Here is a 25656-nt window from a genome sequence, read left to right on the forward strand (position 1 = left end):
TGGAGCCATGTCCGAGCTCTTTGCAGACTACGCAACCGCCGCCCGCCGTTCTGTCGCCTATGACGAAATGTTCGACGGCGTGAACCAGGCGCGCGCCGAGTATCGGCCCGTGGCGGCCGCCCTCGGGGAGCTCAACCTTGCGGACGTGACCGCTCGGGCGGATTCGATGGCGCGGACCTTCCTCGACCGTGGCGTGACGTTCGATTTCGCGGGGGAGGAGCGGCCTTTCCCGCTCGATATCGTGCCGCGGGTCATCGCTGGTTCGGACTGGGAGGAGCTTGAGCGCGGCGTCGCCCAGCGGGTCCGCGCGCTCGAAGCGTTCCTGAACGATATCTACGACAAGATGACCGTGGTGAGCGACGGCGTCATTCCCCGTCGCCTGATCACCTCGTCGGCACATTTCCACCGGGAGGCGGCCGGCTTCGACCCCGCGGGCGGGGTGCGCGTACACATTTCCGGTATCGACGTGGTGCGCGATGACGAGGGCACTTTCCGCGTTCTCGAGGACAACGTCCGGGTGCCCAGTGGCGTGAGCTACGTGCTGGAGAACCGGCGCGCCATGGCCAAGGGCCTGCCTGAAGCGTTCGGCCAGCAGCACATCCGCCCTGTCGAGGAATATCCTCGCCGCCTGCTCGCCGCCCTGCGGAAAACGGCGCCGCCGGGGGTGGAGGATCCAACCGTCGTCGTGCTTACGCCGGGCGTCTTCAATTCGGCATATTTCGAACACACACTACTGGCCGGGCTCATGGGGGTGGAACTGGTCGAGGGGCGAGACCTCATCTGCAGAGGCAACCGGGTGTACATGCGCACGACCGCCGGCGAACAGCGTGTGGACGTGATCTACAAACGCATCGACGACGAGTTCCTCGACCCGCTGCAGTTCCGCGCGGATTCCGTCCTTGGCTGTCCCGGGATAGTCAATGCGGCGCGTGCCGGCATGGTGACCATCGCGAACGCGGTAGGCAACGGCGTCGCCGATGACAAGCTGGTCTACACCTACGTGCCGGACTTGATCCGCTACTACCTCAGCGAAGAGCCGATTATCGCCAACGTTGATACGTTCCGTCTCGAGGAGCCGGAAGCCCGCGAGGAGGTGCTCGATCGGCTCGACGAACTGGTCGTGAAGCCGGTGGACGGATCCGGCGGCAAGGGTCTGGTCATCGGCCCCGACGCGTCGGCAGATGAGCTCGAGGCCCTCCGCGGCCGCATCCTCGCGGACCCGCGAGGCTGGATTGCCCAGCCTGTCCTGCAGCTTTCCACGGTGCCCACCATGTCCGGTGGGCAGTTCAGTCCCCGCCACGTCGATCTGCGTCCCTTTGCCGTGAACGACGGCGAGAACGTGTGGGTCCTTCCCGGCGGGCTGACGCGGGTGGCGATGAAGGAGGGCTCCCTCATCGTGAACTCGAGCCAGGGTGGCGGGTCTAAGGACACCTGGGTGGTCGACGGCCAGTCGGACAGCGCCCCGGCTCCTTCGGAAGTGGAGCCCCGACAGGAGCGGGTCAGCGTCTGGCCCGTTGAGTCCGGCTGGCGGGATCGGCAGCCGGAGCAACAGCAACAGCAACAGCAACAGCAGCACAATGGCGAGGGAGAGGTGCCGGCCGATGCTTAGCCGAATCGCAGAGTCCCTGTTCTGGATTGGTCGGTACGTCGAGCGTGCTGACGGCACCGCCCGGATCCTCGACGTCCACCTTGAGCGGCTGAACCAGATGCCGCGTCCCGTCCAGCGGGACGTCTCACGCCAGCTGCTCGGAGTCATGGGTAGCCGCCCCGATTCCGAGGACTTCGGCCTGCCCGAGCTACTTGAAGCGCTGGCGTTCGACCGGAGCAGCACCACCTCGATTGCCGGTGCCCTCGGCGCCGCACGCGAGAATGCGCGCCGAGCCAGGGAGACGGTATCGGGCAGCGTATGGGAAGGCCTGAACACCACCTGGTACGGGCTGACCCAGCACCGGAAGGACGTGGTGGGCACCTACCGCTTCTGTCACTGGGTCATTGAACGCACCGCCATGGTTCGAGGGCTTTCGGACACCACCATGAGCCATGACGAGAGCTGGCAGTTCCTTGTTTTGGGAAGGAGCCTCGAACGGGCGGACATGACCGCCCGAATGCTCTCGACACGGGACGTCCATGCATCCGGTTTGTCCTGGGTGAACATGCTGCGCTGTGCCGGCGCATACGAGTCCTTCCTCCGCACCCGGCGCGCCTCCTTCGGCGAGCAGCACGCAGCGCAGTTCCTGCTCCTGGACCGGCTGTTCCCGCGCTCGATCGTTTATGCACTGAGCGACGCCGAGAAATGCCTGACGAACCTGAATCCCGCCTACCAGCGCGTCGGCTTCATCAACGACGCCAGCCGCATCGTCGGCCAGGCACGTACTTTCCTCGAATTCCACCAGACGGATGACCTGATGCTGGAGTTGCCCGAGCATATGGAAAGAGTCCAGAAAGCGTGCGCACGTGCCTCCGATGCCGTCTCGCGCACATACTTCTCGCAGGAAGCGGAGCTGTCCTGGGTTGGGGAGGTCTCATGACCCGCTTGCTGATTGAACACCGGACCGGTTACGACTACCTGCGCCGTGTGTCGCTGTCCTACAACGAAGCGCGCATGACGCCGCTGACTGATTCGCAGCAGGTGGTGCTCGAGTCCACCATCGCCCTCAATCCGTCCGGCGCCTCGATGGCCACCTACCGTGACTACTGGGGAACCCGTGTCACCTCGTTCGACGTGCACGTTCCGCACGACCGGCTGGAGGTATCCGCCAGGACGCTGGTCGAGGTGAGCCGTACCGAACGCATCCCGTCTCCGGAGGAAGTGACGAGCTGGGAGCAGCTGCGCTCTGACGCCGTCGTAAACGACTTCGCCGATTGGCTTCCCGACACACACCTGACTGAGCCGGACGCTGAGATTCGCGCCCTGGTGAAGGATGTCGTCGCGGGGCAGGATCCGCATGCCGCCGCGCATTCGGTCTTCGACTGGCTCAAGGGTGAGATGCAGTACGTGCAGGGGGTCACCGGTGTGCAGTCCAACGCGCGTGAAGCGTGGGCCGAACGCCAGGGCGTCTGCCAGGACCTTGCACACGTTGCGATCGGAGCGCTGCGGAGCCTCGGCATTCCGGCCCGGTACATCTCGGGGTATCTCCACCCGCGCAGGACTGCGGCCGTCGGCGAAGCGGTAGCCGGCCAGTCACACGCCTGGGTCGAGTGGTGGGACGGCGAATGGCGCGGCTGGGATCCGACCAACAGCGGCCCGGTAAGCGACTTCCACGTTTCAGTTGCCCGCGGCCGTGATTACCGCGATGTCTCGCCGCTGAAGGGGATCCTCTCCGGCGGCGGCGGGTCGACTCTCAACGTGACGGTTGAGATCACCCGCGTCGTCTGACCGGACGGAGTGCCGGATGCCCGGCGGTGGGGGTACCGGTTCTCCGGTTAACCCTCCACCACCTGGCCCTTGCTGAGGATGGTAAGACCTGAATCGGTTACCGTAAAGCCTCGGCTGAGGTCGAGCTCGCGGTCGATACCGATCTTTGCGCCCGGCGGAACGTAGACGTTTTTGTCGATGATCGCCTTGTGAACCACTGCTCCTGCACCGATCGTCACGTGATCCAGCAGCACCGAACCGGTCACGTCCGCCTCTTCATCGACGAACACATCCGTGGCCAGAACCGACCCCTGCACGGAGCCGCCCGAGATGACCACGCCGTTGGACACGATGGAATCGTGTGCAACCCCCGAGACGCCCGTGGCGCTGCGCACGAACTTGGCGGGCGGGGAGATGCTCTGGCGGGTGTAGATGGGCCACTCAAGGTTGTAGAGGTTGAACAGCGGCAGTGGAGTGATGAGGTCCATGGTGGCGTCGTAGTAGGAGTCGAGCGTCCCGACGTCGCGCCAGTACTGGCTGTCCCGGTCGGTTGAGCCGGGAATGTCGTTGGTGGTGAAGTCATACACGGCCGCATCCCCACGCTCCACGAAGTGCGGAATGATGTCGCCGCCCATGTCATGTTTGGTGTTCAGTCGTGCGGCGTCGATCTCCAACGCCTCGATCAGCGCATCGGTGTTGAACACATAGTTACCCATGGAGGCCAGGAAACTGTCCGGGTCATCGGGAAGACCCGGCGTGGAGGAGGGCTTTTCAACGAAGGCAGAGATGCGGCCGGGGTCCTTCGAATCGACCTCGATCACGCCGAACTGGTCGGCGAGGTGCAGCGGCTGGCGCACTGCCGCGACGCTCACCGAGGCACCGCTCTTGATGTGCGCCTGGACCATCTGCTCGAAATCCATCCGGTAGACGTGGTCGGCGCCGATCACGACCACGATGTCCGGGCGGGCATCGTGGATCAGGTTCAGGGACTGGTAGATGGCGTTGGCGCTGCCCAGGAACCAGCTCTTGCCCCGCCGCTGCTGGGCGGGCACAGACGCGATGTACTGCTGCAACTGGGTGGACATCCGCCAGGTCTCGGAGATGTGCCGGTCCAGGCTGTGCGACTTGTACTGAGTGAGCACTACAATCTGCAGGTAGCCGGAGTTGACCACATTGGACAGGGCGAAATCTATCAGGCGGTAGCTTCCGGCGAACGGAACTGCGGGTTTTGCCCGGTCCGCTGTAAGCGGCATGAGCCGTTTTCCTTCGCCGCCTGCCATTACCACCGCGAGCACTTTTTTGGCTGCCACGGTTATTCCCCTTCCGCTCGTCCTTGAGTATGACCTCTTGCGACTCACACTAGAGGACTCGCCCGGCCTGCACTACGTTGGAAACGTGCGAATAGACATTGTGACGAAAGAGTTCCCGCCCGAAATCTACGGCGGCGCAGGTGTTCACGTCGCGGAACTGGCCCGCGTGCTTGCCGGGCGTGTCGAGCTGGACGTGCACTGCTTCGGTGCGCCGCGTCCCGCCAATTATCATGGGGCGCGTGTGAGCACCTACGGCGTGCCGGACGGACTCATCGAATCGAACGCCGCGGTCCAGACCCTGGGAACCGATCTGTCCATCCTGCAGGGCATCAGCGGCTCAGACCTTGTGCACTCCCACACCTGGTACGCCAATATGGCCGGCCACCTTGCCTCGCTGCTGCACGGAATACCGCATGTGCTCAGCGCTCACAGTTTGGAGCCGTTGCGTCCGTGGAAGGCGGAGCAGCTCGGCGGCGGCTATGCCCTTTCCTCCTGGGTTGAGAAGACAGCGTACGAGGCAGCTGCCGCTGTCATCGCAGTCTCGGACGGTATGCGCCAGGACATCCTGCGCTGCTACCCGGACGTTGATCCGGCGCGCGTCCAGGTAGTCCATAACGGTATTGACACCGAAGCGTGGACGCCGGACCGCAATGACGACGCCATCCGGGCGCTGGGCATCGATCCTGCCCGTCCGAGTGTGGTCTTCGTTGGCAGGAATACTCGCCAAAAGGGCGTGCCGTACCTGTTGCGCGCCGCTGCGAAGCTTTCCGCCGATGTCCAGCTGGTGCTGTGCCTCGGCGCCGCAGATACGCCGGAACTCGCAGCAGAGACTGCGCGCCTGATCGACGACTTGCAGGCGAGACGCGGTTCGGTGATCCTGATCGAACGCATGCTTCCGCGGGACGAGCTCATCCAGGTGCTCAGTCACGCCACTGTCTTTGCCTGCCCGTCAATCTATGAGCCGCTTGGGATCGTTAACCTGGAGGCCATGGCGTGCGGAGCAGCCGTTGTTGCAAGTGCAACGGGCGGAATTCCGGAGGTGGTCGACGACGGCGTCACCGGCACTCTTGTTCCCCTCGAACAGGTCCAGGACGGCACAGGGACTCCGCTGGACCCGGAAGGGTTCGTGAACGATTTCGCCGACGCCCTCAATGTGCTGGTTGCGGATCCCGAGCGCGCCCGCGCGATGGGCAAGCGCGGACGCATTCGGGCGGAGGAGCACTTCTCGTGGGACTCCATCGCGGAGTCCACACTGAATGTCTACCGTTCGGTTCTCTAGCCCGCTGCGGCCTTCCTTGCGATGAGGATTTTCTCGTCCAGCGGTGCATCGGGGCCGGCCCGCCGGATCCGGGCGTAGTTGCGGGACTCTTCCTGCCGCTCGTGTTCGGCGCCGGTCGCGATGGCTGCGCGGAGGTGTTCCGGACCGTAACCGAACGCGTCGACCAGGTCGACGGCGTGGGGGCGCAGCTTCAGGAGCAGCCGGTTGATGTACGGGCCAAGCGTCCGGGCGCGCTGGGCCGAGAGCCGGCCGTTCATCAGGTACCAGCCCAGATTGTCCTCGATGAGGCAGAGCCCAAACAGGTCGCGGAGCCAGGTCAGCACCTGCCGTGTGCCGGTGTCTTCGGTCTCGGCGAGCGCCGCCGTGAACGCCTCCCACTGCAGCAGTTCCGCGTGGGCACGTGCCGCCTGGATCAGTTCGTGTTGGTGCTGGTTGAACACTGCGGCAGCCTGCGCCGGCGGGAGTCGGCGCGCGCCCCGCAGGGCACCCGCAAGTTCACCGACCATGGCGTCAACACGTCCACAGAGAAGCTCGTGCTGGGTCTCCTCATCACGCAGCGCGATCGCCGACTTTCGCTCGGAACCGGTGTCGACGACGGTCTGCAGCACTCGGCGCAGGCCTGTTCGGTGCAGGGTGCGGTCGGCGGCCTGGGTTGCTACGAACCTCGCCAGTACACCGAAATCGACGCCCTGGAACTCCTTGGCATAGTCGGCGAGCAACCGCTTGGCAACGAGCTGGAGCAGGACATTGTTGTCGCCCTCGAACGTTGTATACACGTCGAGATCGGCGCGCAGGGAGGTGTACCTGTTCTCTGTGAGGAAGCCTGCTCCTCCGCTGGCTTCCCGGCATTCCTGCAGGGTGTCGAGCGCGTGCCAGGTGGACAGCGGCTTCAGCGCCGCTGCGAGGGTCTCGAGATCCTGGCGGTCCTCATCCGTGTCATGCTCACCCGAGAACACACCGTCCAGTTTCTCGAGCAGCTCCTCATGCGCGAATGATGCGGCATAAGTGGTCGCGAGGAGGGGGAGAAGGCGGCGCTGGTGGAGCTGATAATCGAGCAGAACCTCCTCGGACAACTCCGAGCCAGTGGTGAACTGGCGGCGCTCAACCGAATACTGGATTGCCGCCTTCAGCGCCAGTTTGCTGGCTGCGACAGCAGCGCCGTCCAGGGAAACCCGACCCTGCACGAGCGTTCCGAGCATCGTGAAAAACCGGCGGCCCGGTGATTCGATCGGCGAGGTGTATGTCCCGTCTTCGCTGACGTTCCCATACCGGTTGAGCAGGTTCACCCGGGGGACCCGCACGTGGGTGAAGTGCAGCCGTCCATTGTCGATGCCGTTCAGTCCGCCCTTGAGCCCGTCGTCTTCGCCGCCGATTCCCTCCAGGAAATTCCCCTCGTCATCACGCAACGGCACGTACAAGGCATGGACGCCGTGGTTCACACCGCGGGTGATCAGCTGGGCAAACACTACCGCTGCCTTGCCATCTTTCGCGGCGTTGCCGATGTAGTCCTTCCACGCGGCGCGGAACGGCGTGTGGAGTATGAACTCGTCGCTTTCCGGCTCGAATGTAGCGGTGGTGGCGATACTGGAGACGTCTGATCCGTGCCCGGTCTCGGTCATCGCGAAGCAGCCGGGAATGTCCATATTCATGATGCCCGGTATCCACTGCCTATGGTGCTCCTCGGTGCCAAGGTGCAGTACGGCGGCTCCGAACAGTCCCCACTGGACACCTGCCTTGATCTGGAGCGAAGGGTCTGCGACAACCAGTTCCTCGAATCCGGCAATATTGCCGCCGTGGTCATCGGACCCGCCCAGCGATGAGGGAAAGGCGCGGTGGACTGCCTTGGTCTGAACCAGGAGATGGAGTTGGTCCAGGCACCGCTCACGAGCCTCCGCACAGGAGGCACCTTCCACCTTGTGGAGTGCCGGGTCAGCGACCAGCGCGCGCGCCGTTCGGCGGGTGTCCGCCCATTGCCCCAGCAATTGCTCGCCAAGTGCTGCGACGTTCACGACGGCGGCGTCGTCGTCGTGAATCGGAAGGGTTGCGGGTACCGAGAATTCGGGACGCGTTGTTGTTTGGGTCATGAGTCGTCCTTCGAACGTGGGCTGCGGAGGGGAGTATCGGCGAGGGTGACCTCCGGCACGGCTGCTGCGATCCCATCGAAAAGCCAGGTAGTGATGGCGTCCGCGAGGTCGGATTCGCTGGGGCGGTCGGGGCCCGAAGGCATGGAAAGCCATTGCTCTCCGGCGGCGCGGACCATGCCGATCGCCGCACGGGGCCACAGCGCGAGCGGCCGCGGCACGGTAGCTGACGGCTCCTCAGCAAGATAGCTCTCCATGGGGCTGGCAAGCATCGCGGAGATCGCGTCGAAGAAGGAACTGAGCGTAGAGGAGCCCTCAAGCGCAGACCCGGGTTCCGGAGCTGCCTGCGTAACGAAAACGTAGACGTTCGGCGAGGACTCAGCCATTTGGAGATACGCCGAAACCATGGCCCGCAGCCCCTCCCTGGGGGTGCCGGCTTTCCTAGCGGCTTCGATCAACTGCTCCTGCATCCGCCCGACAACAACTTCGCCCATGGCGCGCTGCAACCCGGCCTTATCTCCGAAATATCGGTAGAAAACCGACTTCGAGGTGTCCGCTGCGGAAGCGATGTCCTCCATGGAAGCGCCGGGACCGATCCGGTGTACTGCCTTACGGGCGGTCTTTATCAGCGCGACCCGCCTGGCTTCGCGATGCTTTGACCACCTGCTGGCTCTCCCGTCAATAGCGGAATGCCTCACGGGTGCTATCAGCTGATTCACGATACCCAGCGTATCAGGTACGCTGGGTATCGATAACTGATGGCATCAGCATGCCCCCAGACGCGGGCTTGCAGGGTTCCGCCCTCCGATCCACGCACACGCGCCAGCCAAGGAGCAACAGTGAACACTCTTCCCCCTCAACCGAACCCCACACCGGAGCGCAATGGTGGCAGCACGGGGCAGCCAAGGGCCGCCGTTGTCATCGGGGGAAACCGAATCCCGTTTGCCCGTGCCGGGGGACCGTACGCCTACGCCTCCAACCAGGACATGCTGACGGCGGCGCTGGACGGCCTCGTCGCTCGATTCGGCTTGCAGGGCGAACGGATCGGCGAGGTCGCCGCCGGTGCCGTGCTGAAGCATTCCCGGGACTTCAATCTCACCCGGGAGGCGGTGCTTGGCTCCGCGCTCGCCGCCGACACGCCTGCCTACGATGTGCAGCAGGCCTGCGCAACCGGCCTTGAGACCGTCGTCGGACTGTCCAACAAGATCAAGCTTGGCCAGATAGAATCGGCGATCGCCGGCGGGGTCGATTCCGCTTCGGACGCTCCCGTGGTGGTCAGTGAAGGGCTGCGGCGGGTGTTGCTCAATCTTTCACGCGCGAGGAGCACACCCCAGAAACTCGCCGCTCTTAGCAGGCTCCGTCCGGCAGATCTCAAGCCCAATGCACCCACAACCTCGGAACCGCGGACCGGACTGTCCATGGGGGAGCATCAGGCGATCACCACCGCGCGCTGGGAGATCAGCCGCGAGGCGCAGGACGAGTTGTCGCTGGCCAGCCACAAGAACATGGCATCTGCCTACGACCGTGGATTCTTCGATGACCTTGTCACGCCCTTCCGGGGGGTGTCCCGCGACGGCAACCTGCGGGCGGACACCTCCCTTGAGAAGCTGGCATCGCTCAAGCCCGTATTCGGCCGCAATCTGACGGCCGAGGCGACTATGACCGCCGGCAACTCCACCCCGTTGACTGACGGCGCAGCGGTGGTGCTGTTGGGCTCGGAGCAGTACGCAAGGGAGCACAACCTCCCCATGCTGGCAAATGTCGTGGACGCGGAAGCAGCGGCTGTGGACTTCGTGAATGGCAAGGAAGGACTCCTCATGGCGGGGGCCTACGCCATGCCGCGATTGCTGGAGCGAAACAACATGACCTTCGAGGACTTCGATTTCGTCGAGATGCACGAGGCCTTTGCCAGCACCGTTCTCAGTAACCTCGCCGCCTGGGAGGACGACGACTTCTGCCGCACCCAACTCGGGTTGCCGGGGGCCCTTGGAAAGGTTGACCGCACCAAGCTCAATGTCAACGGCTCATCACTCGCCGCTGGGCACCCTTTCGCAGCAACCGGTGCGCGCATCGTGGCGTCGCTCGCCAAGTCGCTCGCTGAAAGAGGTTCCGGGCGAGGGCTCGTCTCCATCTGCGCCGCCGGTGGTCAGGGCGTAGTCGCGATTCTGGAAGCATGCTGATCATGGCGGACACTTACCTCAAACTCGTCAATGCCCAGCCCTTCGGCAGGGTCGCCAAAGCGGCCGGTCTACCGCGTCCCGTCCCGCTGCGCCGATACGTACCGGGGGCACCGCTTGTTCCGGGACCCGTTCTGGTGCTCGGTGGTTCTGCTGCCACCCAGGCCATCGCGTCGACCCTGCTCGGGTGGAACCAAGATGTACGCAGGCACGTACCGCCGAAAGAGAAACTGGGGGCTGCCGTCGTCGTGCTCGACGACCTCGCACACCCCACCGACCTCTCGAGTATCTTCCTTGAGCTCGGCTCGGTACTCCGTCAGCTCCTCCCCGGTGGGCGCATCATCACCGTCTCCCGGCCCGCGGGGACCAGCGGCCGGCCGGAGACTGCCGCCGCACGGCACGCAGTCGATGGCGCCCTTCGGAGCGTCGGCAAGGAAGTGCGGGGAGGTGCGACGGCGAACGGCATCCTCCTCGGTGCCGGAGTCGAGGCGACCGCGCCCGGTGTGAGTGCAGCCCTTGAATTCCTGCTTTCCGGCAAGAGCGCCTATGTCGACGGGCAGTTCCTCCTTGTGAGTTCCGCTGATGGGGAAGAACGCCTGAGCCCTGAGGCGCCGCTTGCCGGTCGTACCGCAGTGGTCACTGGAGCAGCCCGTGGAATCGGGGCGGAGATCGTCAGGGTACTCCGGCGCGACGGGGCACAGATCATCGCCGTGGATGTGCCGGCGGCGGGGGAGCAGCTCGCTCGCGTGGCGAATGATGTCGGCGGCACCGCCCTGCAGGTCGATGTCACCGCGCCCGATGCCGCACAACGGATCCTCAACCACGCTGCGGTCCGCTACGGAGGTCTCGACATCATGGTTCACAACGCAGGCATCACGAGGGACCGGCTGCTGGTGAACATGGATTCGGCCCGCTGGGACTCGGTCCTGGCTGTCAACCTGGAGTCGCAACTGCGGATCAACGAGGAACTGCTGGCGTCGAACGATTTCAGCACGGACGGCAGTATTGTGTGCCTCGCATCGACAAGCGGGATCGCCGGCAACCGCGGTCAGGCAAATTATGCCGCGTCCAAGGCCGGGGTCATCGGCATGGTCCGCGCAACGGCCGACGGAATGGAAGGCTCACAACGCAGGATCAACGCCGTGGCCCCCGGATTCATCGAGACGGATATGACGGCGAAAATCCCATTCGCCACCCGCGAAGTCGCGCGTCGCCTCAGCAGCCTGCAGCAGGGCGGCCTTCCGTTGGACGTGGCTGAAGCGGTTTCCTTCCTCGCTTCCCCCGGTGCTGCCGGAATCAACGGCCAGGTGCTGCGCGTCTGCGGGCAAAACCTTGTGGGTGCGTGATGGACCGTGTGCTTCAGACCCCGCCGCGCCTTACCCCTCTCTATGCGAAGGCCCTGGCCCGCTCCGCACGTGAGAGTCTGCACCGAAAAAACGGCGTCCTCGGCCTGCCGGGCGCCACGCATCGGCTTGAGAACCTCACGGCATCGCCGGAGAAGGTTGGTGAATTCCAAGAGCTGATGGGCCGGCCGCAGGGCGAGTTTCTGCCTTCCGGCTACATCCACATCCTCACGTTTCCGGTGGCCGTCAGCGTTCTTGCGCGCCCGGATTTCCCGCTGCCGCTGCTCGGCATGATCCACCTCCGCAACGAGATCCATCATCTGCGTCCGATCGCGCTCGATGAACGCCTGAGTGTTACCGCATGGGTGGAGAACCTGCTGCCGCATCGCAGCGGCACCCAGGTAGACGTGGTGGTCGATGTTGAGAGTGCTTCCCAGCCAGTGTGGAAGGGCCGGTCAACCTACCTGGCGAAGGGTATTCATTCGGCCGTCACCGGCTCGGATTCCGTGGCCGCGGCTGCAGAGTCCGGGAATGGAACGGAAGAACCGCCGGACTACCCAACGGGCGAATGGTCGTTGGCCAAGGACGCCGGGCGCCGGTACGCGGCGGTGTCCGGGGACTACAACCCGATCCACCTGAGCGTCCTGTCAGCGAGGGCTCTGGGAATGAAGCGACCGATCGCCCACGGGATGTACCTCGCCTCCCGTATGGCAGCGGACGCAGGTCCGGGAGAGGCATCACCCTTCCGCTGGACCGTGGAGTTCCGTGCGCCCGTCACCCTGCCGTCAAGGGTATTCATCTCTGCAGACGTGGACAGGTCTTCCACTGCCCAGTGGCAGAGCGCGAGCGTGACCGCGTGGGATCCGCGCCGCCCTCGTACGCATTTCTCCGGACGCCTGGAAAGGCTGGACGGCGACACGAGCACGGGATAGTTGCATGACCACTCCTTGAAGTCCGCGGGGAAGCCAGCTCCTTCGGCTCCTTCGTGTAGCCGAAGGAGCCGCCTCCGGCCCACATACACTGATCTCATGAATGACGACTCCAGGCTCGGTCTCGCCCGTGACCTCGATGCTCAAGATCCGCTCGCGTCGTACCGGTCCCGTTTCGAAGGTCATGACGATACAGCGATTGCGGCGTACCTCGACGGCAACTCCCTCGGCCGGCCGCTCAAGGTGACGACCGAACGCCTCACGGAGTTTGTTCGTAAGGAGTGGGGCGGCCGGCTCATCCGCGGCTGGGATGAGCAGTGGCTGCAGCTCCCGCAGAAGGTGGGGGACAGGATCGGCCGCATCACCCTTGGCGCTGAGGCAGGCCAGTGCGTAGTGGCTGATTCCACCAGCGTGCTGCTGTACAAAGTCATCCGCGCCGCCCTCGCGGCACGGCCTGACCGTACCGAGATCGTCATTGAACGCGACAACTTCCCCACCGACCGTTTCATCGTGGAGGGCATAGCGTCCGACCGCCGGCTGAGCGTGCGCTGGGTGGACTCAGCTTACGACGCCGGCCCCGCCCCACAGGAGGTGGGTGAGGCACTCGGCCCGCACACGGCCGTCGTCGTCCTTAGCCATGTTGCTTACCGTTCCGCCCACATTGCCGACATGGAGGCGATCACCCGGCTGGCTCACGATGCCGGAGCGCTCATTGTGTGGGACCTCAGCCACTCGGTGGGATCAGTCCCGGTGGAACTGGACGCCTGCAGGGCAGATTTCGCCGTAGGTTGCAGCTACAAGTACCTCAACGGCGGCCCGGGGGCGCCCGCGTGGGCGTACGTTGCCCGGCGGCATCTCGCCGACCTCTCTCAGCCCATCCAGGGTTGGCTGGGAAGCGCAGACCCGTTCGGGATGGGATCGGGTTACCAGCCGGCGGAAGGGATCCGCCGCATGGTGTCCGGTACTCCGCCAATCCTTGGAATGCTTGCGCTGCAGGACATGCTGGACGTCCTTGAAGATGCCGGCATGGAGGCGGTCCGAGCGAAGTCGGTGAAGCTCACGTCCTTCGCGATCGACACCGTAGAGGAACTGATGGGTGCCGATGAAGTGAAGGTTTCTTCACCTCGTGATCCCGGGCAGCGCGGAAGCCACATAACGATCGATCATCCGTCATTCAAAACGATGCTCCCCGCGCTTTGGAGCGGTGGCGTCATCCCGGACTTCCGTAACCCCCACGGACTCCGTCTGGGACTGTCGCCGCTGTCGACGTCGTTCGAGGAGACGTTTGTCGGTATTCGGGCGATCGCGGAGAAGCTGCAGTGAGCGCCCGATTAAACTCTTGGGCCATGATCGTGTTAGAGTTTTTCTCGCTGCTTTCGAGAGTTTTGAAGCTCGAAATCACCACCTGCGCGGGTGGCGGAATGGCAGACGCGCTAGCTTGAGGTGCTAGTCCTCTTATTGAGGGTGGGGGTTCAAGTCCCCCTCCGCGCACAACAAAAACCCCGGTTTTCCGGGGTTTTTTTGTGCCCGAAACCATGCTCGGTCCGTGTTCAACCACGCGGGTGCTGATAGTTGTCCGCTGACGCCTCCAGAGTGTCCCCGTGTCAGACCGGCCCTGCCCGCCGTGCGGTTACTGAAAGGTAACCTCAAGAGCACCTCAAGTATCTCCATCAGATGGAGAAAGTGCTTGACCGCCTTGCCAATAGCGGTGGATGCTGAAATCCTGCATCGGAGTGGGACTAGTTTTTGGGGCGGATATGGGAACAATCAAGTGCAAGACCTGTCCGGGTACATGGACGGTTTCAACGACGAGGACCGAAACGGTCATTGCGCAAAACCACACCTACCTGCATCCCGGGCACAGGACGGTCACCGTCTGGGAGGCCCCACGCGAAGAAGCCGAAGCTTCCTAGGGGCCGCGCCGGGAACGTACCGAAACGCATCCGCCCGATATGACGAATGACGGGTGCTGTCTGTTCCCGGACTTCCCTGATTACCGGGCTGTCGAAATTCCCGCGCCGATAATCGCGCCGCCAACTCGTGCATCGCCGAGACGACCTGCTGGGCGCTGCCGGCCTGTGAAATACTTGCTCCCCCGTGCACCTAGACAGGCTGGAGAGTTGCCGCAGCGCGCCCACGTAATGCCGGACTTGAAGAAGGAATCCCCGATGGCCATCACTGACTTTGAGCGGTACCCCCTGACGTTCGGGCCGAGCCCGATTCATCACCTCCCGCGGCTCACTGCCCACCTGGGCGGCGCCGAGATCTGGGCGAAACGAGAGGACGTGAACAGCGGCCTGGCCTTCGGCGGCAACAAGACCCGCAAGCTGGAGTACTTCATCCCGGATGTGATCGCGCAGGGGGCGGATACGTTGGTGTCCATCGGCGGGTATCAGTCGAACCACACCAGGCAGGTCGCTGCTGTGGCGGCGAAACTGGGCATGAAGGCGCGACTCGTCCAGGAGAACTGGGTCGAATAGCCGGACCCGCTGTCTGATCGCGTGGGAAACATCCTGCTCTCCAGGATTATGGGCGCCGATGTGCGCCTCGACCGCGCCGGATTCGACATTGGAATACGCAGCAGCTGGCAGAACGCCATTGAAGAGGTCAAAGCGGCCGGGGGGACGCCCTACGCCATTCCCGCCGGCGGTTCGGATCATAAACTCGGGGGACTGGGCTTCGCGAACTGGGCGTATGAGGTGGAAAAGCAGGAGCGCGAACTCGGTGTTTTCTTTGACACCATCGTCGTCTGCACGGTTACCGGGTCCACTCACGCAGGCATGATCGCAGGGTTCGCCGGCCAGGACCGGCCGCGCAGGGTAATCGGGATTGATGCCTCTGCGACACTCCAGAAAACGCGGGAGCAGGTTGAACGCATCGCACGGAATACTGCGGAGCTGATCGGGCTGGGCCGTGAACTCCGTGACGACGAGATCAACGTCATGGAGGGTTGGGCTGGGGACCTCTACGGGATTCCCGTCGAATCCACCCTGGAAGCAATAATGCTTGGCGCCTCGCTGGAAGCCATGATCACTGACCCGGTGTACGAGGGCAAATCGCTGGCCGGGCTGATCGACCTGGTGAAGACCCGCGACATCCCGGCCGGCAGCAATGTCCTGTACGCCCACCTCGGCGGTCAACTCGCACTGAATGCGTATAGCGGGCTGTTTCGCTCCTAGCAGGTGCTACCCGGAAGCGCCACCAATAGCTGAAGCCTGTCCCCAAACGAGAACACCCGCTCTCCGCAGGAAGCGGTGAGCGGGTGCAGCCGTGCAGCGTGCAGGTCCTACTCAGCGGCAGGCAGCTCGGCGTCCGGCGTTTCTTCGAGGTAGGTCGCCTTCCAGGCGCCGTCGGAGTAGACAACGGTGGCCGAGTAAAGGGAGCCGGCCGAATCAAACGGACGGGTCTCCTCTACTTCGCCGGCCTCGTTGAATGCCGTGTAGGCATCAGGGTTGACAGGAATCAGTGCGTCAACCTCCACGCCCTCGGCAACCTCGTCGGCAGGAGTCGTAACGAGGATCTGCTTCACTTTGGGTTGCCCACCCAGGACCCAGCCGCCGTCGTCGTAGATGGCCTTGACTGTTTCCGCATCAGCAACCGCTGCGTCTGCCCCGTCGAAAGTGGCGAGCAGCGGTTCGATATCACCAGTCTGCAGAGCGTAGGACTTGAGTTGGAAGACATGGTGCAGGAACGCTTTCGCCCCGTCCGCGGTCGGCGAGCTCATGAGGTCGTTGACTGCCGGCTCGGCAATATTTTGCGCGGGTGCGGTCGAGCTTGCAGGCGCTGGCGCCGGATTCGATGGTGTGGCGGCGGAGTCGGTCGACTCACCACAGCCGGCCAGCACAGCGAGGGCGACGGCGGCGGTGGCCGCGATCTTGATGGTCTTCATGTTCTCCCCAGGGAAGGTAATTTACGCGCCTGATTGGCGCCGACGCCCAACAGACTAGCCGTAGCCTGAGGCAACAAGAGTCAAAGAGGCGCCCAACGTGGTGCAAATCACAGCAATCGGAGATCGACTGCGCCTGGCATCGGTAGGCTGGTCCTACCTACCTACTACCAATGGAGGTCTGCCATGGGCGTCGCCCCTGAAGATGAAGTCGTCCGGATCTGCCGCGACCTCATCCGAATCGACACCTCGAACTTCGGCGACAACGAAGGACCGGGGGAGCGCAAGGCGGCCGAATATACGGCCGGGCTCATCGAAGAAGTTGGCCTGGAGGCGCAACTGTTCGAATCAGCTCCCGGGCGGGCTTCGGTTCTGACCCGGATTACGGGCAGCGACTCGAGCCTTCCCGCCCTGGTGGTTCATGGGCACCTGGACGTAGTTCCCGCGCAGAAGGAGGATTGGAGCGTCGATCCTTTCAGTGCAGAGGAGCGCGACGGACTGATCTGGGGTCGTGGCGCGGTGGACATGAAGGATATGGACGCCATGATCCTCTCGGTCCTTCGGTCCATGCAGCGCGAGGGCACCCGGCCCAAGCGCGACCTGATTTTTGCATTCTTCGCCGACGAGGAAGCAGGGGGAAACTACGGCGCCTCGTGGCTGGTGGATAACAAGCCGGAACTGTTCGACGGCGCGACGGAAGCTATCTCGGAGGTCGGAGGCTTCTCTGCAACGATCGGTGGTCAGCGCACGTATCTGCTGCAGACGGCGGAAAAGGGTATCTCGTGGCTTCGTCTGGTTGCGCACGGCCGTGCCGGTCACGGATCCCAGATCAACACCGACAACGCGGTCACACAGCTCGCCCGGGCAGTGGCGCGGATCGGCGAGCACCAGTGGCCCGTCGAGTTGACGCCCACCACGCGCCAGTTCCTGGACGGCGTCACGGAACTCACCGGCGTCGAGTTCGACGCCGACAACCCCGAGACAATCCTGAAGGAACTGGGCACAGTTGCCCGCTTTGTGGGCGCCACCCTGCAGAACACCTCCAACCCGACTGTCCTGAAGGGCGGCTACAAGCACAACGTCATTCCCGGCAGCGCCGAAGCGCTCATTGACGTCCGCACGCTCCCGGGGCAGGAGGAAGAGGTACTGGCGACCATCAAGTCCCTTGCAGGAGAGTCTGTGGACGTCACTTACGCCCACAAGGATGTTTCCCTTGAGGTGCCGTTCGCCGGTAACCTGGTTGACCGCATGGTGGACTCGCTGCTTGCTGAGGACCCAGGTGCCAAGGTCCTGCCATATACGCTTTCAGGCGGCACCGATAACAAGTCGTTGAGCCGGCTCGGCATCACCGGATACGGCTTCGCTCCGCTGCGACTGCCCGATGATCTCGACTTCACGGGCATGTTCCATGGCGTGGATGAAAGAGTTCCCACCGACTCCCTCCGCTTCGGGGCGCGTGTGCTTAACAGGCTGCTCACGAACAGCTGATGTTATCCGTCGCCGAAGAGATCCTTCCCGCAGACCTTCTTGACCGTTTTCGCGCGCGCGCTGTCGATTATGACGCCCGCAACGTGTTCTGCCGAGAGGATTTCGACGAGCTCGTCTCACGCGGCTATCTGCGTCTCTTCTGCGCCGAGCACGACGGCGGGGCAGCCGTGGGCATGGCGGCGGCGGTTGCGTGCCAGCGAAGGCTGGCGGCGGCGGCTCCGGCAACCGCCCTTGCGGTCAATATGCACCTGGTCTGGACAGGGGTAGCACGGCTCCTTGAGCAGGGTGGCGACTCATCGCTCGGCTTTATTCTCAGCGAGGCCGCCGCAGGTGAGGTGTTCGCTTTCGGTCTGTCCGAGCCCGGTAATGATGCAGTGCTGTTCGATTCAAGGACCGTCGCTGAGCAGCGGGCGGACGGTGGTTACGCCTTCACCGGCACCAAAATCTTCACCAGCCTCTCGCCTGTGTGGACCCGCCTCGGCGTCGTCGGCAAGAGTGCGGACGGGGAGGGTGAGGAGCTCATCCACGGTTTCATCACCAGGGGCTCGGCCGGCGTCGAGATTGTCGAGGACTGGAACACCGTCGGGATGCGGGCGACGCAATCGCACACAACACGTCTGAACGGCGTCGTGATCCCACAGAAGCGGATCTTCCGGCACTTGCCGGTCGGACCAAACGCGGACCCGCTCGTCTTTGCAATTTTCGCCGCGTTCGAGACGCTGATCAGCGCCGTCTACGCCGGCGTAGCGGACCGCGCTCTTGAGCTGTCGGCGCAGGCTCCGCTTCAGCGCCCTCCGGGGTTGGACGGCCTTCCCGTCGCATCGCGACCCGGGGTGCGGGCAACGGTAGCGGACGCGGGAATGAGGTGGGAGGCACTCGACGCCCATGTCCGGATGCTTACCGCAGACCTCGATGCCGGCGTCGATCACGGGGACCGTTGGTTCGCCAAGTTGGTGTCCCTCAAGATTCACGCCACCGGGGTCGCCCGCGAGCTGGTGGACGCTGCGGTGTCATTATCCGGCGGCAGGGGCTACTTCAACGACAGCGAAATCAGCCGCCTGTCGCGGGACGTGGCAGCTGGTTCCTTCCACCCCTCCAGCCTGGAGTCAGCGCGCCGGACGGTCGCGAGCGCACGGTTGGGACCGGAACAGCAGGATTAGTGCCTGCTGATCAGGCCGTACGCTGCACCCGCAGCACCTTGCGCCTGAGCCAGAACCTCCGGTGGCCGCCGATATAGATGCAGCTACGCTCCAGTTCCCACTTGCCGTACTCCGCGTGCTCGGTGAGGAGCTGGCGTGCCGCAGACAGCGGTTCGCCCGCGCTGATGGTGACTACGAGGTACTCATACTGGCGGCCGTAGTCACGTTCCCGAATGGCGGTTGAGTTCAGAAATTGTTCGCGCATTTCCCTCCAATTTGCTTCACTTTACCGATAACGTCTAGACCATGAGCATCGATCCGCGTGTCGCATTGCAATCGCTGGTTTCCGCACTGGAAGAACACCTCGCCGCGGCAGCATCGCGCAGGGGAGACGATGACCCGGCAGTCGAGTCTGCCTATCTTTCGATCGCGGATTCCTTTGAGGCCTACGAGGAATCGCTGTACGACGCTTACGGTGAAGTGACCCCGCTCGTCATTTACGAAGACGACGAAGAGGAAGAAGTCGAAGGGGAAGCAGTCAGCGGTTCCTGACTGACTTCCCACCACCTGATCAGCTAGCGGGGCGCAGAGATCTCGTCGAGCGCCTCCGATATCTGCGCGGGCAGCGGTTCCTGCGAGCATCCCAGAAGTTCCTTCAACTGTGCTCCCGTACGTGTCCCGAGCAGAGCCGAGGCGACCGATGGCCGATGAAGCAGCCAGCGAAGCGCGACCTCCGCAGGTGAAAGTTCCAGTCCGCGGGCAGCAGTTGATACCGCATCGGTGATTCGAGCGGCCCGGCCGGCCAGGTACGGTTCGAGGTACCCGGCCCAGTCGTCCGACGCAGCGCGGGAATCGGCTGGCAGCTGCGAACGGTATTTCCCCGTCAGTGCACCACGTCCGAGCGGTGCCCAGGCGAAAGTTCCCACAGCGTATGCGCCCGACGCCGGCACCACTTCGTCCTCGGCACGTCGGTTCAGCAGGGAATACTCAGTTTCATGAACGGAGACTGGGAAACCCGCTGTGGAACACAGCCGGGCCAGTTCCCAGCCTGTGTAGTTGGTCACACCCACATAGCGGGCGCGCCCCGAGCGGTAGGCACACTCCAGCGCGGCCAGAGTCTCGTCGACAGGTACCTCTGCGCCAGCCGCCGGGGCCATCCAATAATCGACGCTGTCCGTTCCCAGCCGTGAGAGGGAGGCGTCGAGCGAATCAAGCAGACCTTTGCGTGAGGCGTCAAGACGGCCCTCGGACCAGTGGCGCGGAATGCCGCCGAGTACGGCAAGAACCACCTCGGAACGGGCAACAACGTCGCCCAGCAGTGAACCGAGTACAGCCTCTGCCTGCCCGTCAGAGAATCGTGCGGCAGTGCTTACCAGGGTTCCGCCGGCTTCCACGAACAGGCGTAACTGCTCCCGCGCTGCTTCCTCATCGACGTCGATGCCCCAGGTCATTGTTCCAAGCCCGAGCACGGATACCAGTTGCCCGCTGCCACCCACTTTTCGCCACTGCATACGCCAAGCCTAAAGCCTGCGTTCGAAACGGTGACGTAGGGTCTTAACTTGTGAATTGGATAGAAGCGGCCGTTCTGGGCCTTGTTCAGGGGCTTACTGAATTCCTGCCAATCTCATCGAGTGCACACCTGCGGATCGCCGGAGAGCTGCTTCCGAGGGAACAGGACCCGGGGGCCGCCTTCACCGCCATCACCCAGCTTGGAACCGAAACCGCGGTGATTGTCTACTTCTGGCGGGATATCCTCCGCATCATCAGTGCATGGTTCGGTTCCCTTACCGGCAAGGTTGCGCGCGATGACCCGGATGCTCGGATGGGTTGGCTCGTTATCATCGGCAGCGTCCCGATCGTCGTCCTTGGGCTGCTGTTTCAGGACCAAATTGAAAGCACGTTCCGGAGCATGTGGCTGGTGGCCACAATGCTGGTGATTTTCGGCGTGATCCTCGCCACAGCGGATGCCGTCGGGCGGCAGCGGCTCACCCTCGACCGCCTGACGTACAAGCACGGAATCCTGTACGGCCTGGCGCAGGCGCTGGCTCTCGTTCCAGGTGTGTCACGCTCAGGCGGAACGATCACTGCCGGTCTGCTGATGGGCTATACCCGGGAGGGTGCGGCCCGATACTCGTTCCTGCTCGCGATTCCCGCAGTTTTCGGCAGTGGCCTGTACCAGCTGTACAAGAGCGCCGGTACGCCGGGCCCCTACGGTGCCCTCGAAACGCTTCTCGCAACAATCATCGCGTTCGGGGTGGGGTATGTGATCATCGGTTGGTTCCTCAAGTTCGTATCGACCCGAAGCTACGGAATCTTTGTGTGGTATCGAATTGGACTCGGATTGGTGATTTTCCTGCTCCTCGGCTTCGGTGTCATTTCCGCGTAGCGATCCCTCCTGGTCCTCTGGGAGGTCCCATCGAAAGCCAAGTCCCGACCCCGTAAGGTAGAAGCGTGATTTCCTGGAATTCCCGGACCGTTCCGAGCCTGCCCGGCAGCCCACCGCCCATCCGCCTCTGGGACAGCGTGCGGGAAAATCTTTCGGAGATCGCCACGGGATCCAGGCAGGGACTGTACGTCTGCGGGATTACGCCGTATGACGCCACGCACATGGGTCACGCAGCAACTTACGTGGCATTCGACATGCTGAACCGGCTCTGGCGCGATGCGGGCTACGACGTGGATTATGTCCAGAACGTCACCGACGTCGACGATCCGCTGCTGGAGCGCGCCACTGCGACCAACGTTGACTGGATGGATCTGGCGCGTTCGCAGACGGACCTCTTTCGGACGGACATGGAGGCCCTCAACGTTCTGGCACCTTCCCATTACGTGGGGGCGGTGGAGTCGGTGGCGGCCATCGTCCCGGTGGTCGAAGACCTCCTTAAGCGCAACCTTGCCTACCGCGTGCCGGGATCTGAAACGGATCCTGACGGAGACGTCTACTTCTCGGTGGACCGCGCTGCACAGCTGTCGGCAACTTCCGGCGAAGCTCAGTGGAAGCCGGGCTTCATTTCCCACCTGAGCGAAGAGGAGATGATTCCGACCTTCGCTGAGCGAGGCGGCGATCCAGCCCGACCCGGCAAACACAACCCGCTGGACCCGCTCCTGTGGCGCGTTGCCCGGCCGGGAGAGCCCTCGTGGGACGGTGCTTCCCTCGGCTCCGGACGGCCCGGATGGCACATTGAATGCTCCGTGATCGCGCTCCAGCACCTGCCGGCGCCCTTCGCAGTCCAGGGCGGGGGAGCAGACCTGATGTTCCCTCACCACGAAATGAGCTCCGGACATGCCCAGGCGGTTTCCGGTCTCCCGCTCGCCCGTCATTACGCGCACGCAGGCATGGTCGGGCTCGACGGCGAGAAGATGAGCAAGTCCAAGGGCAATCTGGTGCTTGTGTCGGCGCTGCGTGAAGCCGGCACTGATCCTGCCGCCATTCGCCTCGCGATTCTCGCCAATCACTACCGTTCTGACTGGTCGTGGACCTCGGAGGGCCTCGACGCCGCACATTCCCGCCTCGACACCTGGCGTGCCGCTGTTGCCGGGGCGACCGTGGAGTCCGTTCAGGATCTCCTTGCATCGCTACGAGGAGCGCTGGCGAACGATCTTGATGCTCCGGCCGCACTGCAGGCGGTGGACCGGTGGTGTGCCGAGACGGCACACCTCACGGGAACCGACGACGGCGCTCAGTTGGCTGCCGACGCATTCGATGCGCTGCTGGGCATCCGGTTGAAAGACTAGTCTTTCCGTCGTTTCTTGAGGTAGCGCTCGAATTCGCGAGCGATCGACTCGCCGCTCGCCTCGGGGAGGTCCGCCGTGTCTTTCGCTTCCTCCAACTGCCGCACGTATGCTGCGACCTCCGGGTCTTCCGTGGAAAGTTCGTCGACGCCTCGCTCCCACGCTTCAGCTTCCTCCGCCAGCGCGGCGGTATCCAGGCTGACGTGAAGCAGTTCTTCGAGGCGATTCAACAGTGCCAGCTGTGCCTTCGGCGACGGAGACTGACCGACATAATGGGGGACCGCCGCCCACATCGACAGCGTCGGGATGTCAGCGAGCTGGCCGACCTCCGCAAGAACCCCCACAATTCCTATGGGGCCCTCATAGGTTGAGGACTCTACGTTGAGTGACTCACGAATCAGGTCATCGTCGGAGGAAACAGTGACCGGAATGGGACGGGTATGAGGCACATCCGCGAGCAGGGCACCGACCAGCACAAGGCAGTCCACGTCGAGTTCCTTCGCCATACCTACGAGTTCCGCGGTGTACGCACGCCACTTATAGGAGGGCTCGACTCCGTGAACCAGGATGACGTCGAGATCGCCACCCGGGACTGAAGCCCTGCTGATGCGCGTGGTAGGCCATTTGATGCGTCGCTGCCCAGAACTGTTGCGTTTGATGACTGGCCGGGTGAATTGGAAGTCGTAGAACTCGTCAGCATCGATGGTCGAGATTTTTTCCCCGCCCCACTGCTTGCCGACAAACTTCAGGGCATCGCTCGCTGCCTCACCGGCGTCGTTCCATCCTTCGAACGCGGCAAGCATGACCGTAACCCGGCGCTCGCCATCCCGCTCGGGAAAGAGCCCGGGAAGGCCGTCAGGAACGCCCTGGGTCTGGTTGTCTTCGAACGTACTCACCGTTTCACCCTAGACCTCCGCCGCGGCCGTTGTCAGGCGTACCACGCGTCTTCGCGTAGAGCGGACCCGCCGGTCGGCCCTGCGTGGCCACGTAGACTTGGGGCATGGTCACCCCTTCCAGCGATACGGCTGTGCCCTCAAATATTGAACAGCGTGCTGAGCACGATGCGCCCGCGATGCTTGACCTGCAGGCGGTGCTCTGGGACATGGACGGCACTATCGTCGATACGGAACCGTACTGGATTGAGGCCGAGTATCAGCTGGTTGCTGCCCATGGCGGCTCCTGGTCGGAAGCGCAGGCCGAGGGGCTGGTCGGACAGGCACTTACCTTTTCCGCCGGCGTGTTGCAGGCCGCAGGCGTGGATCTCAGCGTACGCGAGATCATCGATACGCTCACGGAACAGGTGACCGCAAAGGTGCGCGAGTCAGTGCCATGGCGGCCGGGTGCGCGCGAACTTCTGCTCGCCCTCCGCGATCAGGAAATTCCCTGTGCAATGGTCACGATGTCGGAGCAGCAGCTGGCCGCTGAAGTGGAACGCCATTTGCCGGCCGGCACCTTCGAACTGCTCGTAACCGGCGATCGGGTCGCGAAGGGTAAGCCCGATCCTGAGGCTTACCAGGCGGCGTTTGATGAGCTGTCGAAAGCCCGGTTGCTGAGCAAGGATCGCGTCATAGCCATCGAGGATTCCCTCCCGGGGGTCACTTCGGCCCGGGCAGCCGGAGTGATCACCCTCGGCGTGCCCCACTTCGTTGCTTTGCCCCCAGACGCCGCAGACCACCTGTGGCCCACCCTCGCCGGCCGCAGCGTCGAGGACCTCGAAACCCTGGTTGGGTCCTATTCCGACCGTGCCGGTGGCAGGCGGACCGCGTGAACGAGCCACGGCAACCTGAGGCAACCCGGCAGGACGGTATACCGCTGGGGCGCATCCTCGGCATCCCTGTTGTGCTGGCGTGGTCGTGGTTCATCATCGCGGCCTTCGTGGTCATAGTCTTCGGGCCTCAAGTGGCAGAGCTGTATCCGGCACTGGGCCTCGGTGCCTACGGCGTTGCTCTCGCATACGCAGTACTGCTCGCTGGCTCAGTCCTGATCCATGAACTTGCCCATGCGCTGTCTGCACGCCGTTTCGGGTGGCCGACCACGCGTATCGTCCTGAACCTTTGGGGCGGCCATACGCAGTTTGAGAATTTCGCTGCAAGCCCCGGGCGCTCACTCATCGTTGCCCTTGCAGGTCCTGCGGCGAACTTCGTGCTTGCCCTTGCCGGATGGGGAGCGATCGTACTCATAGAGCCTTCCGGAGTGACCAATCTCCTCGCCAACATCCTGGTGTGGGCAAACTTCCTCGTTGCGGCGTTCAATGTACTGCCGGGCTTGCCGCTCGACGGCGGTCGGATCGTCGAGTCCGCGGTCTGGCGGGCTACCGGCAGCCAGGAAAAAGGGACGGTGGCAGCCGGATGGACGGGCCGGGTGATCGCCGTCGGCCTGGTCGCAGCCGTCGTTCTTGTGCCGCTCCTGATCGGCGTCCAGCCCAGCGCTATCACGGTGATCGTCGCCGTCGTGATGGGCGGTTTCCTCTGGCTGGGAGCCAGCTCTGCGATTGCCAACGCAAAAATGCGCCTGAGGCTCCCCGAGGTGAGCGCGGGCAGACTGAAAAACCCGGCCGTGGGCATGCCGGCCGGTACCACCGTGCAACAGGTCAAGCGTCTGCTCACTGACCGGCCGGGCGTCGACATCGTTCTGACCAGTCCGAACGGCCTGCCGGAAGCCGTCGTGGACCGCGGGGCACTGGCGGCAGTGCCGGACTCCCAGGCAGACGCGACACCGGTGAACGCCGTGGCCCGCGCGCTTGCCCCCGGGGCGTATGTTCCGGAGTTCGCCGAAGGCCAGGAACTCGTACAGTATCTAGCCCGGCTCGCGGGCAGCGAGTATGCGGTGACGGACAGGCAGGGAACGGTCACCGGTCTGCTGCACCAGTCCGTCGTCATCGCGGCCATCACCGGCCGCTCTCATCCAGGCAGTAACTGACACCCAAAGCACGCGGGC

At 63.8% G+C, this 25656-nt stretch carries 22 protein-coding genes, 1 tRNA gene and 1 pseudogene; 17 read left to right on the plus strand and 7 right to left on the minus strand.

Annotation, left to right across the window (positions count from 1 at the left end):
• Positions 1–7 precede the first annotated feature (7 nt).
• From AC4D2M_RS09630 to AC4D2M_RS09640, 3 genes are read left to right on the plus strand one after another with little or no spacing between them, the layout of a single operon-like run.
• Positions 8–1609, plus strand: a complete 1602-nt coding sequence (locus tag AC4D2M_RS09630; RefSeq protein ID WP_490891526.1) for a circularly permuted type 2 ATP-grasp protein — start codon at positions 8–10, stop codon at positions 1607–1609.
• Positions 1602–2528, plus strand: a complete 927-nt coding sequence (locus AC4D2M_RS09635; protein ID WP_490891527.1) for an alpha-E domain-containing protein — start codon at positions 1602–1604, stop codon at positions 2526–2528. The genes AC4D2M_RS09630 and AC4D2M_RS09635 overlap by 8 nt, the downstream gene beginning before the upstream one ends.
• Positions 2525–3376: a transglutaminase family protein gene (locus AC4D2M_RS09640; RefSeq protein ID WP_490891528.1), complete on the plus strand. Its 852-nt coding sequence runs from the start codon at positions 2525–2527 to the stop codon at positions 3374–3376. The genes AC4D2M_RS09635 and AC4D2M_RS09640 overlap by 4 nt, the downstream gene beginning before the upstream one ends.
• 47 nt (positions 3377–3423) lie before the next feature.
• On the opposite strand, the gene glgC is transcribed toward AC4D2M_RS09640, so the two are convergent.
• Positions 3424–4671, minus strand: a complete 1248-nt coding sequence (glgC, locus tag AC4D2M_RS09645; protein WP_490891776.1) for a glucose-1-phosphate adenylyltransferase — start codon at positions 4669–4671, stop codon at positions 3424–3426.
• A 79-nt stretch (positions 4672–4750) separates the two neighbouring features.
• Here glgC and glgA point away from each other — a divergent pair, with 79 nt between their 5' ends.
• The gene (glgA, locus tag AC4D2M_RS09650; RefSeq protein ID WP_490891778.1) at positions 4751–5944 is read left to right on the plus strand and encodes a glycogen synthase; all 1194 of its coding nucleotides are present in this window, start codon (positions 4751–4753) and stop codon (positions 5942–5944) included.
• Here glgA and AC4D2M_RS09655 read toward each other — a convergent pair.
• Positions 5941–8028: an acyl-CoA dehydrogenase family protein gene (locus AC4D2M_RS09655; protein WP_490891529.1), complete on the minus strand. Its 2088-nt coding sequence runs from the start codon at positions 8026–8028 to the stop codon at positions 5941–5943. The genes glgA and AC4D2M_RS09655 overlap by 4 nt on opposite strands.
• Complete coding sequence (locus tag AC4D2M_RS09660) at positions 8025–8744, minus strand: TetR family transcriptional regulator (RefSeq protein WP_490891530.1); 720 nt, start codon at positions 8742–8744, stop codon at positions 8025–8027. Before AC4D2M_RS09660 ends, AC4D2M_RS09655 begins: the two co-directional genes overlap by 4 nt.
• A gap of 120 nt (positions 8745–8864) precedes the next feature.
• Between AC4D2M_RS09660 and AC4D2M_RS09665 the strand changes: the two genes are divergently transcribed.
• The 6 genes and pseudogenes from AC4D2M_RS09665 (at position 8865) to AC4D2M_RS09690 (ending at position 15653) form a co-directional block, all read left to right on the plus strand.
• Positions 8865–10205, plus strand: a complete 1341-nt coding sequence (locus AC4D2M_RS09665) for an acetyl-CoA C-acetyltransferase (protein WP_490891531.1) — start codon at positions 8865–8867, stop codon at positions 10203–10205.
• A 2-nt stretch (positions 10206–10207) separates the two neighbouring features.
• A complete protein-coding gene (locus tag AC4D2M_RS09670) occupies positions 10208–11548 on the plus strand; it encodes a 3-oxoacyl-ACP reductase (RefSeq protein ID WP_490891532.1) in 1341 nt (446 codons plus the stop codon).
• On the plus strand, positions 11548–12477 hold the full coding sequence (locus tag AC4D2M_RS09675) for a MaoC family dehydratase (RefSeq protein WP_490891533.1): 930 nt from the start codon (positions 11548–11550) through the stop codon (positions 12475–12477). Before AC4D2M_RS09670 ends, AC4D2M_RS09675 begins: the two co-directional genes overlap by 1 nt.
• A 96-nt stretch (positions 12478–12573) precedes the next feature.
• Positions 12574–13797, plus strand: a complete 1224-nt coding sequence (gene kynU, locus AC4D2M_RS09680; RefSeq protein WP_490891534.1) for a kynureninase — start codon at positions 12574–12576, stop codon at positions 13795–13797.
• 84 nt (positions 13798–13881) lie between these two features.
• Positions 13882–13965 (plus strand) — tRNA-Leu (locus AC4D2M_RS09685).
• A 677-nt stretch (positions 13966–14642) separates the two neighbouring features.
• Positions 14643–15653 (plus strand): annotated as a pseudogene (locus tag AC4D2M_RS09690) (1-aminocyclopropane-1-carboxylate deaminase).
• A 107-nt stretch (positions 15654–15760) separates the two neighbouring features.
• Here the strand turns inward: AC4D2M_RS09690 and AC4D2M_RS09695 are convergent.
• A complete protein-coding gene (locus AC4D2M_RS09695) occupies positions 15761–16363 on the minus strand; it encodes a DUF6318 family protein (protein ID WP_490891535.1) in 603 nt (200 codons plus the stop codon).
• Positions 16364–16546: 183 nt separating this feature from the next.
• Between AC4D2M_RS09695 and AC4D2M_RS09700 the strand changes: the two genes are divergently transcribed.
• Together AC4D2M_RS09700 and AC4D2M_RS09705 are read left to right on the plus strand one after the other, a co-directional pair.
• On the plus strand, positions 16547–17848 hold the full coding sequence (locus AC4D2M_RS09700; RefSeq protein ID WP_490891536.1) for a M20/M25/M40 family metallo-hydrolase: 1302 nt from the start codon (positions 16547–16549) through the stop codon (positions 17846–17848).
• Positions 17848–19008, plus strand: coding sequence for an acyl-CoA dehydrogenase family protein (locus AC4D2M_RS09705; protein ID WP_490891537.1), 1161 nt, complete (start codon positions 17848–17850; stop codon positions 19006–19008). Before AC4D2M_RS09700 ends, AC4D2M_RS09705 begins: the two co-directional genes overlap by 1 nt.
• Positions 19009–19018: 10 nt before the next feature.
• Here AC4D2M_RS09705 and AC4D2M_RS09710 read toward each other — a convergent pair whose 3' ends face one another.
• Entirely contained in the window at positions 19019–19252 is a 234-nt protein-coding gene (locus AC4D2M_RS09710; RefSeq protein ID WP_490891538.1) for a DUF5703 family protein, read from the minus strand.
• A 41-nt stretch (positions 19253–19293) separates the two neighbouring features.
• On the opposite strand from AC4D2M_RS09710, the gene AC4D2M_RS09715 reads away from it, so the two are divergent.
• Positions 19294–19539, plus strand: coding sequence for a hypothetical protein (locus AC4D2M_RS09715; RefSeq protein ID WP_490891539.1), 246 nt, complete (start codon positions 19294–19296; stop codon positions 19537–19539).
• 23 nt (positions 19540–19562) lie between these two features.
• Here the strand turns inward: AC4D2M_RS09715 and AC4D2M_RS09720 are convergent, their stop codons facing one another.
• Entirely contained in the window at positions 19563–20498 is a 936-nt protein-coding gene (locus AC4D2M_RS09720; RefSeq protein WP_490891540.1) for an aldo/keto reductase, read from the minus strand.
• 50 nt (positions 20499–20548) lie between these two features.
• Here AC4D2M_RS09720 and AC4D2M_RS09725 point away from each other — a divergent pair, with 50 nt between their 5' ends.
• Both AC4D2M_RS09725 and mshC read left to right on the plus strand, forming a co-directional pair.
• Positions 20549–21373 (plus strand): undecaprenyl-diphosphate phosphatase, encoded by an 825-nt coding sequence (locus tag AC4D2M_RS09725; RefSeq protein WP_490891541.1) that lies wholly within the window; start codon positions 20549–20551, stop codon positions 21371–21373.
• 65 nt (positions 21374–21438) lie between these two features.
• Positions 21439–22722, plus strand: coding sequence for a cysteine--1-D-myo-inosityl 2-amino-2-deoxy-alpha-D-glucopyranoside ligase (gene mshC / locus AC4D2M_RS09730; protein WP_490891542.1), 1284 nt, complete (start codon positions 21439–21441; stop codon positions 22720–22722).
• Here the strand turns inward: mshC and AC4D2M_RS09735 are convergent.
• Positions 22719–23615, minus strand: a complete 897-nt coding sequence (locus AC4D2M_RS09735; RefSeq protein ID WP_490891543.1) for a proteasome assembly chaperone family protein — start codon at positions 23613–23615, stop codon at positions 22719–22721. The genes mshC and AC4D2M_RS09735 overlap by 4 nt on opposite strands.
• A 104-nt stretch (positions 23616–23719) precedes the next feature.
• On the opposite strand from AC4D2M_RS09735, the gene AC4D2M_RS09740 reads away from it, so the two are divergent.
• Entirely contained in the window at positions 23720–24487 is a 768-nt protein-coding gene (locus AC4D2M_RS09740; protein WP_490891544.1) for an HAD family hydrolase, read from the plus strand.
• A complete protein-coding gene (locus tag AC4D2M_RS09745) occupies positions 24484–25638 on the plus strand; it encodes a site-2 protease family protein (RefSeq protein ID WP_490891545.1) in 1155 nt (384 codons plus the stop codon). Before AC4D2M_RS09740 ends, AC4D2M_RS09745 begins: the two co-directional genes overlap by 4 nt.
• Positions 25639–25656 lie beyond the last annotated feature (18 nt).

The sequence above is a fragment of the Arthrobacter sp. TJ-270 genome (assembly GCF_058269075.1).